We start from the raw sequence: 10,891 nt of genomic DNA, 5'->3' as shown, positions 1-10,891 counted from the left end.
TTCACCAATAGTTTGCTCCCTTATCATTTGTTTAGCTACGATGGCAAAAACACCTTGTTTACAGGGCTGATCGGTAAAGCCCATGAACTCATCATCCATTAGTCGCCAGATAGAACGAATTAGTGTTGATACTCGCTCAGATGAAATACGATCGCTCCCCCCATAGCAGCTGACAGAGAGAATACCTGAACTAAGACCGCAATCACTCATCACCTTGCTTACATCGACTCGGGCCCTCAAGGCACCCTGCAGAAGTGCATGTACATAGTACAGTGAAATTGAATTTCGCTTGTCCATATCGTCCGCTTAGGTAAAGTTTATACATAGTATATGTATCATTTAGCTAGTTTTCGTCCTATTTTGTCAAACCATATCCTGATTTGCTCTTGCCCGGCGCACAGTCTTCGATCAAACTTTTAGTTTTTCTTATAGGTAAATTCAATGGACATTAAAGGTACACCCGCAATTGTAACTGGCGGNGCATCAGGTCTTGGAAAAGGCACTGCACTCTATCTTGCAAGTTACGGCGCCAAGGTCGCGATTCTTGACTTACAAATCGAAAAAGCGCAAACCCTTGCTGAAGAAATAGGTGGCATTGCAATTGAATGCGATGTAACAAGTGCTGAAAGCGTTGAAGCAGCTATCAATAAAGCACGCGAAACTCACGGGCCCTGCGGTATAGCTGTTAACTGCGCCGGCATTGGCAATCCAGGACGTATTCTTGGGCGTGACGGCCCAATGTCTTTAGACTTTTTTAATACCGTAATTCAAGTAAACCTTGTTGGCTCATTTAATGTACTAAGGCTGGCGGCAGCAGACATGCAAAGCCGAGAAGAAAACGCAGACGGTGAGCGAGGCGTAATCATTTCAACAGCCTCAGTAGCGGCTTATGAAGGTCAAATTGGTCAAGCTGCCTATTCTGCCTCGAAGGGAGGGATCGTATCAATGACCCTTCCCGCTGCACGTGAGCTCGCAAAGTTTGGCATTCGCGTATTAGCGATCGCACCCGGCCTCTTCCTAACGCCTATGATGGAATCATTTTCTCAAGAAGTACAAGACAGCCTTGCTGCAACATTACCCTTTCCATCTAGACTAGGTAAACCCGATGAGTTTGGTAGGCTAGTGCGTGATATTGTTGAGAACCCAATACTTAACGGTGAAGTGATACGTATTGATTCCGCTGTCCGTTTGGCAGCAAAATAATACCAAGCGCGGCATTTTGGGAACATCATAAAGTCGTTACACGTGACCTAGCTGCTAAATAGTCCGCTATTATACAAACACTAACTCACTAAAAGAGGAACCCATATGGACTTATCACTGAACGAGGAGCAAATTATGATTCAGAGTATGGCACGTAAATTTGCCAGCTCTGAACTGATGCCTATCGCCGATAAGCTTGATATGGGGGAGGCACAGGAAACCTTTGTTAAGAATCTAAAGAAACTGGCTGAGCTCGGTTTTATGGGGCTCAATATCTCGAGTGAATACGGCGGTACCAATGCCGGTACCGTTTCCTTTAGTTTGGCCATCACTGAAATAGCCAAGGCTTGCGCTTCGACAGCAGTTACAACATCGGTAACAAACATGGTTGCTGAGGTTATCCAGGCTGTTGGCAGCACACAACAGAAACATTCTTATCTACCAAAACTTTGCTCTGGTGAATATTCTGCCGGAGCATTCTGCTTGACTGAGTCTCAGGCCGGTTCGGACCCTTCATCAATGAAATGTTCCGCTACTAAAACAGCTTCGGGCTGGGCGCTAAATGGCAGCAAGCAATTCATTACCAGCGCAGAATATGCTGGCGTATTTGTTGTCTGGGCTCTGACGGATAAGAGTGCGGCAAAAGGAAAAGGCATTTCTTGTTTCCTTGTCGAGGCGGGGACTCCCGGCCTAATAATAGGAAAACCCGAACAAAAGATGGGACAAAAAGCCTCTTCTACTTGTCAGCTTAGTTTCGATAACTGCAACATTGATGACAGTGCACTTTTGGGTGATCTAAACAAAGGCTATCGTGTCGCCGTTGGCGAACTGGCCGGCGGCAGAATAGGCGTCGGCTCATTAGCACTTGGTATTGCTCAGGCAGCCATCGACTATGCAACGATATACACAAAAGAACGTGAGCAATTTGGCAAGGCAATCGCGAACTTTCAAGGTATCCAGTGGATGTTAGCGGACACCTACACAGAACTAGAAGCTGCACGTTTGCTCCTTATGAGCGCGGCCTACACAAAAGATTCTGGCGCGCCGTTTTCAAAACAGGCATCAATGGCCAAGCTATTTTCAACAGAAGCCGCCAACAAAGCTTGTTATACAGCACTGCAGTTGTTAGGAGGCAATGGCTATATTAAAGATTATCCTATAGAGCGTCTTACTCGTGATGCACGCGTAACAACAATCTACGAAGGTTCCAGTGAAATACAGCGCATTATTATTGCTAAACAAATACTCAGTGAAGCATAGCTTAATCAGCCTTGCAGATAAGGGGCCAACTTAGAACGGAATTCCGCCTTAACCCCCATACTTTTGAGTATCCAGTACTGACCACTTATCATCCGGTCAATATATAAGCTTTCAACCGGCGGGCTAAAGTGCGACATATGTTTAAAGAACAAATGAGTTTGTTTGGCCGCTTCGATATGCAAAGAAGCAGATTCATAGTCATAGTCGTCATTTGTCAGAAAGGGCTCAAATAAAATATTCCGCCAAACTTTGTAGTAGTCTGAACCTGGTGAAGGTTTACTCTCGACCCGCGCACCTAATCTAATAAGCGCATCATCTAGCGCATCATAATCTTCCGCCAAACTAGCAACAATCGCATCTTTATAGGCTGCTAAAACTTCATGCTTAAGCGTTTTAATACAACCAAAATCATAAACAATAACTGAACCGTCTTTTCGAAAAGCAAAATTACCGGGGTGCGGGTCGCCATGAATCTGTTTGAAGTCAAATAGCTGCTCAGCCATAACTTCAAATAGTCTTTCGCCGAGTTGATTGATCTGATCCTGAGTATACTGCTCACGCTTTAGTGCTTGTATATCGTCTCCTGGTAGGTATTCCATCGTTAGAATATGCCTATTTGATAAGTCTTCGATAACCGATGGAATGAGTATCTTTGGATGCTTATCATGAAAACTTTGAAACATCGCAATATTTGCAGCCTCATTATTATAATCGAGCTCCTCATGTAAACGATCCCTAATCTCGGCAAATAGAGCGTCTACACTTTCTTTTGGCATCTTCAGCAAGCCACCTAGCTTAAGCGCTAACCTCAACTGCTTTAAATCAGAGTCGCATGACTCAGCAACCCCTGGATACTGAACTTTGACGACAACTTCTTGCCCTTGCTTAGTACAGGCACGATGAACCTGCCCAATTGAAGCAGCGGCATGCGGCTCTTCATCAAAACGACTGTAAAGCTCATCCAAAGGCGCGCCTAACTGGAGCTCAATCTGAGCCTTAATTATACTAAATTCAACTGGGGGCGCTTCTTTCTGGAGTTTTACTAATGCTTCTGAAAACTCTTTGGGCAATAAATCTTGAGTTTGTGATGCGATCTGTCCGATTTTCATCACAGCCCCCTTAAGCTCACCTAAAGTATCAACGACATCACCAGCCATTTTAGAATAGGTTTCGCGTTTACTTAAGGCAGCATTATCATCAGATTTAAAAACCGACTTGACCCGGTCAGAGGCATAACGACCGGCTACAGAGGCTGTCATTCCAGCTAATTTGATAAAACGTCCTTTCCGGGAACTAATTGTTTTTTTGGGCATAGTTTATATCGAGAAGCATTAAAGGGTGATTTTGACAAACAGCTGTCATTTTAACGATTACGTTAATCTATTTAACACTTAAATTGAGGTGCTCTGCAACAAAGAGGGGCTTAGTTGGGACTGAATAACGGCGCTTTAGTCCTAGAATTTACTTTAACAAAGTGAAATAAGTGGTAATTACGCCCAAACTAAGCCCTTTGGACGATTCAACTACGCCCCCCTCGCCTGTATTATTCCCTCATCGGTAAACAGGAAGAAGAGCACTCAGGCCGCTAACTTCTTCCTGTTTGCAGCTATCTAACGAGGTTCCTTAATTGGCATGTTAGAACTGATAATTTATTCTCCTTAAAAGGCACTTAGTATTTTCGGCTACTAGTGCCTTTTTTTTATGCCTGAATAAGTAGTCTCACTTTATAAACACTAGCTCACTCCTTTCCCTCATCGCTTACCTTGCCAAACGACCTAGTTTGGGCGAAAAGGGAATGGGATATTTATGGTGGTTTGCATTACATTCTCAACACCAAAGTCAGCTAAATACATTCGTTTAACAATTTTATTCTCGAGAACAGGGTGATTAAGCTCGGAACTTACGATACGGCAGAAAGAAACCTCCCCGCTTGGTTCGATTATCACTTCTAGCATTAACAAGCCCTCAAGAAAAGGGTCTTTTCGCAATTCCCGAACGTATAATTTGTTAAAGGCTGACTTTAAGGACTCGGCGACGAGACGAATATTTTCTTCGCTACGCGAAAGCATACCCGAAGCTGCTTCTTCTTCAGCAAGAGCTAAAGATATCTCATCTTCTGTTGCATCTAGCACCTCATTCTCACGCGCACTTAGTGAAACGGTTTCCGCTGGAGCCGCTAAGGCTTCAGTAGAAATCCCACTACTGCGCTTGAGCACTTCTGAACTAGCAGGTCCGCTTGCTTTCGCGGCAATGGTCGCCTGCTTACTTGGTGCAACTTTCTTTTTCAAGGCAGCGACATCGACGACTGTCTTAAGTTCAGCAAGATCTGACTGCAAAGCTAACAAGCCGGACTTTTTAGCAACTTCTCTCGCTTTTTTGACTTTTGTAGTCAGAGGTTTTTTAATCGGCTCCGGCTTTTTAATTGGCTTAGGCTTTTCTTTAGGCTTAGGCTTTTCTTTAGGCTTAGGCTTTTCTTTAGGTTTAGGTTTTTCTTCTTTAGGCTTTTCTTCAACCTTTTTAGGTTTCTCTTCCTTTTTGACTGGCTTGGGTTTGGGTGGCTCTTTTTTCTTCACTAACTTTGCTAGTTGCGGTGGGAGCTTTTCAAGTGATTTGCGATCTTTTTCAGGCACAGATGCATTAGGTATCCATACCGCTAGTACCAAAAAGACCATGAGCAAGGTAAGCAGAATACTGCTGAAACGTTTACTTTCACCAGCTTCTTTCGTCCAAGGTAGATTTAAGCGGTCTTGTGGAAAAATCATCCCTACCCCTTACCTTCAAGCTTTCTTGATACAGCCAGGGAAACCCGGGTATAGCTGGCGGCAGTACAAGTTGCCATAATCTTTTTTAACAGCTTATAAGGCACGTTTTTATCTGCGATTAAAGTAACAGGGTATCCATCACGAACATTCTGCAAAGACTGATTTTTACTTGCTTGATAGTCCAGCTCTGACTTTAAGCCAGGAAATAGACCGTCATCTGAAACCTCACTAATGCTAGATACTACCCGCCCCTGAACAAGGATATTGCTGCCACTTACAGCAATTACGATATTTTCCTTAGGCTGCTGCTTAGCCACCGACAGCGGCAACTCAACAGACTTATCCTGCTGAAGTACTTTTACATCTGAAGAGTTCACCATCAGAAAGAAAACTAAAATGGTAAAAATATCCATGAGTGACACAAGGTTTAAGCCACCGGTTTTATGCATTCGTCGGTAATGACGTTGCATCCTCTTCGCTCTTCTGGATAGTTTCATGGTGTCGCCCCCCCACCAGTACTTTCAACATCCAAAATGGGTGCGTCACCAATAGATATATCGGGGAAAAGCTCTGCATTAACAACACTTGCTGCAACAACAGTCTCATAAGAGCGAGTTAAATCCATGGCACTAACAAGAGTTTGATAATTTATCTCTTCGCCCAAAAGCAATGTGATATCAGTCTTCTCAGGGAACCTGTTTTTTAACTGCTTAAGGACTTTCACTAAGGAATCAAAGTCGTAACCTTGCTCACTACTCTGAATCTTTCTTATTAAACCCTGTTTCGTATCAGCCAATGTCAGGCTGTTTTTACGTATTATTAGTTGCAGTTGCAATTCTTCGGAATTATCTGGGAGTTGCGCATCGTCCAGTACTGGAAAATTAAGGTCTAATACTGCTGTTTGAGAAAAAACCATACTTAATAGCAATACCGGCACAAGTACAATCATGAGATTCATGAACGCAGTGATGTCCAATTCTGCCTGCTGAACAAGCTTTCTATGCTTCCTTCGTGCCATATATATATCGCTAGTTAGTAATACCGGTTAGTTATCTATCTTTTGAATAAATAAACTACTGTCAATTGAGTTCATAAAAAAGATGAGTGCTAGGACTGACCAGTTTTATCGGAAATCATATTTAGTAATTTCACACCAGCCATCTCAAAACTATCGACAATTTCATTGGTCTTAGTCTGTAGCACTGCATGGCAAAGCAATAGAGGAATAGCAGCCATCAAACCAAAAGCAGTTGTATTCATTGCAACGGAGATGCTTTGAGAAAGAAGAGAAGCTTTTTCTGCTGGATCGGCATTGGCTACTGCAGTGAACGCAGCAATCAAACCAATGATAGTACCCAGCAAACCAAGCAAGGTAGATACGTTAGCTAATGTCGCTAAATACTGTGTACGCTTTTCAAGGCGAGGAAGTGTTTCCATCAAGCCTTCTTCCATAGCGAACTCAATTTCATCCCGGTTAGCATTGTTTAATAAACGACTTAAACCCGCACCCATAATTGCTGCAATAGCAGCCTGTGAGTCGTTAGCAAACTTTAGCGCTTTTGGGTAATCGCGCTTTCTAAGAATCGGTAACAGCCCCTTATCAAAGGCATTTCTATTAGAGTTCTTTGCTGCGGTTAAATATATAAAACGCTCAATAGCAATCGCTAAACCGATTACTAAAACGACTGCGATTGGGTACATAAACGCCCCACCTTCCTGAAAAAATCGCAAGATCGTATCTAACATGATTTGTGCCCCTTAATGTTCTAATTAAAGCGTTTTGCAAATACTACGAGTACGTAATGCTCATAGAATCGCTACCGCATCTATTTTTTGTATTCAAAGTAATTGTTCGGCGTTGATGACTAAATAAACATCAACGAAATAAAACAGAGTTTGTCGTCAGCTATAATGCTGATTTTCATTATGTCTTTACCTGCACCTTAATACGTATGAACAGGTTCACGTTCCTTGTTGACGAACGACTATGTGATTGCAAGTGTATAGACAGCAACCCAGGAATTCCGGGACACGCTCATAAATTCCCTACAAATTTACAAGGTTTTACGCTTTCCATTACACTATCGAGGTTTGAAAGACGGAGAATCGACTTCCAAAAACCTTGAAAAATGAATCTGCTGTCGGAACCGGACAGGTTCAATGCTATCTAAAATGCCAGGAATACTTTTTGGCGGAGACGCTTCATCACGCTTCTCTATAGTTGGTAGTTTCCATGGCAGATCAAAACTTACATTTGGCAGTTCAGAGCTGCCAATAATAGAGACTTCCGACAGCGTTTCAACCCTCTTTTCATCTTGATTCGACTTAGAAACCGCAAAAGGAGACATAAGCAACAAAATGACAGATATCAGACAAGAAATTGCTTTAATCCTTCTCAATTTGATCAAATTCATTTACTTACGCTCCAGCATTTTTATCCAGCGCTCTACAGTCTTTGTGTCGTCTTCACCCGCATTTTTAACATAAGCCTGGTAATGTTCAATTGCTTGGTCGTAATCACGTAGGTACAACTCATAAAGTACCCCGAGATTGTAATTAACCATCGGATGATTTGAATCCTTTGCTAAGGCTGACTTTAAAAATCGTTCACTGTCCTGAAACTTACCTTCATCCTGGCTAATCAAAGATAATTGAATCAAAGCGTTTACGTTTTTAGGATTAATATCTAGTGCTTGCTGATAGTAGCCTTCAGCTTCAGCTAACTGCCTATTTGAATGACGAATCAAACCAAGGTTAACGTATGCACCAGCCAGGGTCGGATATCTATCAATTAAGCCCTTAAATATCTCTTCTGCTTCAACGTAAGATTTTTCTTTGATAAGAGCTAGACCTTGCTTGTATGCAATTTTATCGTCTTCCGTGAGGATTGGCTTAACAATAGCGCTAGCCGGCTTCTCAATCTGGATAGGCTCTATTTTTTTGCTAGTACTTGAACAAGCTACGACAAAATACAAAGCACCTATAACAAGGATTACCTTAGATATATGACTCATAGGCTTAGAAATATTCATCAGCATGTAAGATCGCCTTTGATTTACGTTCAAACTCTGTTGGATTCATTTCAGCTAACACTTCATAGGTGGCTGCAATCCATCTATCGTACTCACCATCAGGAACCTTATCGAGGTTAATCTGATAAATCTCCAAAGCTTGCTCTTCGAATGAGTACGCCTGCTCCTCCAGTAGAATGTCGTATTGCTCTAACTGAAGCTCTGTAAGTTTGTCGGGTCTTTCGGAAGACATGATATCTTGCGCTAAGGTTCTATATATCGTTCCGATTTTATAAGTAGCCGCTGAAATAACCTCGGACACTTCGTAATCGGCAAGGCTTTCGAGTTTAGCTACCAAGGCTTTTAGATTTCGTGTTTTTTGATCCAAAGACTTTTTGAGCGGTAAGCTTAAGCTAATCGCTTCAAACTGAAGGATGTCTTTGTTTAATAGCCTAAGCGCTGCATTTGCTGCAACATAAGCAGAACGCCCGTTTCGCTGAGAGATCCTATCCTGTTCATATTCTACAAGCGCTGCACGCCACTTATTAGCATTAGAGTCCTCTTTTCGACGATCAAAATAGCGAATACTTTGGAAATATGCCTCAATATTTAACTCGAACTGATCGGGATAGCGCTTAACAAAACCGTCCAAAAGCCCAACAGCTTCATAGGCAAAGTCATTTTCTAAGTAAATTTCTGCAGCACGATAAAGTGAGTTCGACGCTTTAGCCAAGTCCGCAGTAGAATTCGATATCTCGACTAGTTTTTCTGCAGCAGGAATTGGCTCTTCATTCTCCAAGTAAGCATAGACGAGCTTATCTGAGGCATCCTCATACAACTCACTATCAGGAAAACGCTCTTGGAAAACGTTTAAGGTGGCGATGGACTGCGGCCAATTTTGTATTTGTAGAAACTGTGTCGACGCATCAAAAAGTGCCGTAGGAGCAATACTCGAATCCGGCACTAGGTCGACGACTCTCAAATAAAGTTCGGCACTTTTCCCAATCGCACTTTCTTTCTCTGCTTGCTTGTAAACAGACGCAGCTAAGCGCTCGCTTAAGACCTCTACATCAGACTTCTTATTATAAGTAACAAGTTTTTGATAGGCTTTTTCTGCAAGAGAATAGTTTTCTAGCTCGAAATGACTATGAGCGTTAACCAACCAACTAGAATACAATATCGCAGCAGGTGCCGATCTGGACTGTACAACTCGGGAAGAAACTTCTACTGCATTGATATAGTCTAGTTCGCGATAATATTCATTTGCTAGGTCGTTCAACAATCCTGCCGTCTGATTAGCCATAGGAAAATGCGCAGCAAAACGCTCAATCGCTTCTCTGCGAAGTAGCTTATCAGATGGCCCGAGATCTTGGGTATTGCCGCTATTTGAAACTTTGATGTCGTCATATGTCAGAACTGAAGCATAGCCAGCTTGAACTGCCTTTGGATGGCTAACATTTTCATAAGCTGCACGTTCGTATAGAGAAATTGCACGACGATAATCACCAATTTTATATGCAGCCTCAGCTGCAAGGTAAAGGTTCTCACCGCTATAGCGATCTTGACCTCGCGTGAGAACCAGCTCTTCGTAATAGTCTGCAGCCTGCTTACCAAATACATAATAGCTTGACGCTTTAGCTGAAATTTCAGCAGGCTCACTCTTAACTTCGGAGTCTTTGGCGTAAGCCGTTTGCATTCTTACATAATATAGGTGTGCCAACTCATCTAGGGCCTCAACAAGCAAAGGTCTGACAATCTCTAATTGAGAGGGTTCAAGCGTTTTCCAATAAGGGCTATGAACACCGAAATTCTTTACAAAATTTTCTTTCGCTTCCCATTCTAGAATATCGAAATTACCACGACGATAGGTTTGTATTTCATTTTGTGCCATTCGATAAGCATCAAAATTCATTTGATAGTTATCGGTAAAGCCCCTGGCTACGAGACCCGCATCACGAAATCGCTCAGATCTTAGGTGGAATCGAAATAAGGAGTCATAAAGCAAATATGCATAGTCCTTATGCCCGATACTCTGTTGTAGCACCTCAATACTCTCGCCGCTTCTGTCTTGAGAAAACATAGTAGAGAAAAGTCGGAAGGTATCGTCAACAATATCTTGATCCTTGAGGCCCAAGGTATCGTACCCGATTGCATTCCTTAGCTCAGGGTACTTATCTAATACCTTACTAGCATGAACTGCTGAGTCGGCAAACCTGTCCTGTCTAAAAACAGCCCAACCTAACTTAAAGTTTGCTCTATGATGGAAGGTAGAATCTTTTGTAAAAGCCAGTACTTTCTTATACTGCGCTTCAGCTTTATCAAACATACCCAAATCAAAATATGTCTCGGCAATTCGGAACATACTTTCATCAACCAGATCAGACTTTGGGTAAAGACCTACTAACAATTTAAGTCGTTTTATAGATTCTTCAGAATTACCTATAAATTTTGTTGCCTTAGCTGTTTGGTAAAGCAATTCATCCATGCGTTGATAAAATACACCTGAATCGACAATACGATCATAGCTATCGAGCACCACCTGACTTTGAGTAACTTTATCAATCGTAAGTTTCTTGCTATCGAGTTTGTACTTTTCCCTTAAGTTATTAATACGATTCAAAGCATCAATTTTTACATTAGGCGAGTTAGCGTTTT

At 42.2% G+C, this 10,891-nt stretch carries 11 protein-coding genes; 2 read left to right on the top strand and 9 right to left on the bottom strand.

Annotated elements, in window-relative coordinates; genetic code table 11:
• Window positions 1-297, bottom strand: a 297-nt coding sequence (locus tag A3735_RS13395) for a hypothetical protein (RefSeq protein ID WP_197485891.1), incomplete at its 3' end; no start/stop codon positions are given.
• A gap of 144 nt (window positions 298-441) precedes the next feature.
• On the opposite strand from A3735_RS13395, the gene A3735_RS13390 reads away from it, so the two are divergent.
• Both A3735_RS13390 and A3735_RS13385 read left to right on the top strand, forming a co-directional pair.
• Window positions 442-1,203, top strand: coding sequence for an SDR family NAD(P)-dependent oxidoreductase (locus A3735_RS13390; RefSeq protein WP_068512644.1), 762 nt, complete (start codon window positions 442-444; stop codon window positions 1,201-1,203).
• A 105-nt stretch (window positions 1,204-1,308) separates the two neighbouring features.
• On the top strand, window positions 1,309-2,463 hold the full coding sequence (locus A3735_RS13385; RefSeq protein WP_068512646.1) for an acyl-CoA dehydrogenase family protein: 1,155 nt from the start codon (window positions 1,309-1,311) through the stop codon (window positions 2,461-2,463).
• A 5-nt stretch (window positions 2,464-2,468) separates the two neighbouring features.
• Here the strand turns inward: A3735_RS13385 and A3735_RS13380 are convergent, their stop codons facing one another.
• The 8 genes from A3735_RS13380 to A3735_RS13345 all read right to left on the bottom strand — a co-directional run.
• The gene (locus A3735_RS13380; RefSeq protein ID WP_068512650.1) at window positions 2,469-3,776 is read right to left on the bottom strand and encodes an AarF/ABC1/UbiB kinase family protein; all 1,308 of its coding nucleotides are present in this window, start codon (window positions 3,774-3,776) and stop codon (window positions 2,469-2,471) included.
• A gap of 462 nt (window positions 3,777-4,238) precedes the next feature.
• Window positions 4,239-5,225, bottom strand: coding sequence for an AgmX/PglI C-terminal domain-containing protein (locus A3735_RS13375; protein ID WP_068512652.1), 987 nt, complete (start codon window positions 5,223-5,225; stop codon window positions 4,239-4,241).
• A gap of 2 nt (window positions 5,226-5,227) precedes the next feature.
• Window positions 5,228-5,722: a biopolymer transporter ExbD gene (locus A3735_RS13370; RefSeq protein ID WP_068509548.1), complete on the bottom strand. Its 495-nt coding sequence runs from the start codon at window positions 5,720-5,722 to the stop codon at window positions 5,228-5,230.
• Window positions 5,719-6,243, bottom strand: a complete 525-nt coding sequence (locus A3735_RS13365; RefSeq protein WP_068512655.1) for a biopolymer transporter ExbD — start codon at window positions 6,241-6,243, stop codon at window positions 5,719-5,721. The genes A3735_RS13370 and A3735_RS13365 overlap by 4 nt, the downstream gene beginning before the upstream one ends.
• Window positions 6,244-6,332: 89 nt before the next feature.
• The gene (locus A3735_RS13360) at window positions 6,333-6,971 is read right to left on the bottom strand and encodes a MotA/TolQ/ExbB proton channel family protein (RefSeq protein WP_068512663.1); all 639 of its coding nucleotides are present in this window, start codon (window positions 6,969-6,971) and stop codon (window positions 6,333-6,335) included.
• A gap of 335 nt (window positions 6,972-7,306) precedes the next feature.
• A complete protein-coding gene (locus A3735_RS13355; protein ID WP_068506862.1) occupies window positions 7,307-7,639 on the bottom strand; it encodes a hypothetical protein in 333 nt (110 codons plus the stop codon).
• On the bottom strand, window positions 7,640-8,263 hold the full coding sequence (locus A3735_RS13350) for a tetratricopeptide repeat protein (RefSeq protein ID WP_068512665.1): 624 nt from the start codon (window positions 8,261-8,263) through the stop codon (window positions 7,640-7,642). It abuts the gene before it with no gap.
• Window positions 8,244-10,891, bottom strand: a 2,648-nt coding sequence (locus tag A3735_RS13345; RefSeq protein ID WP_068638159.1) for a tol-pal system YbgF family protein, incomplete at its 5' end; no start/stop codon positions are given. The genes A3735_RS13345 and A3735_RS13350, both read right to left, overlap by 20 nt.

This window comes from Oleiphilus sp. HI0061 (assembly GCF_001635675.1).
The sequence above is the reverse complement of the archived record's forward strand: the minus strand, read 5'-3'. Positions and strand labels throughout refer to the sequence as shown.

Coding starts and splice junctions, on each gene's coding strand:
- A3735_RS13370 (WP_068509548.1), bottom strand. CDS start 5,722: ATGAAACTATCCAGAAGAGCGAAGAGGATGCAACGTCATTACCGACGA.
- A3735_RS13380 (WP_068512650.1), bottom strand. CDS start 3,776: ATGCCCAAAAAAACAATTAGTTCCCGGAAAGGACGTTTTATCAAATTA.
- A3735_RS13355 (WP_068506862.1), bottom strand. CDS start 7,639: ATGAATTTGATCAAATTGAGAAGGATTAAAGCAATTTCTTGTCTGATA.
- A3735_RS13360 (WP_068512663.1), bottom strand. CDS start 6,971: ATGTTAGATACGATCTTGCGATTTTTTCAGGAAGGTGGGGCGTTTATG.
- A3735_RS13365 (WP_068512655.1), bottom strand. CDS start 6,243: ATGGCACGAAGGAAGCATAGAAAGCTTGTTCAGCAGGCAGAATTGGAC.
- A3735_RS13350 (WP_068512665.1), bottom strand. CDS start 8,263: ATGCTGATGAATATTTCTAAGCCTATGAGTCATATATCTAAGGTAATC.
- A3735_RS13375 (WP_068512652.1), bottom strand. CDS start 5,225: ATGATTTTTCCACAAGACCGCTTAAATCTACCTTGGACGAAAGAAGCT.
- A3735_RS13385 (WP_068512646.1), top strand. CDS start 1,309: ATGGACTTATCACTGAACGAGGAGCAAATTATGATTCAGAGTATGGCA.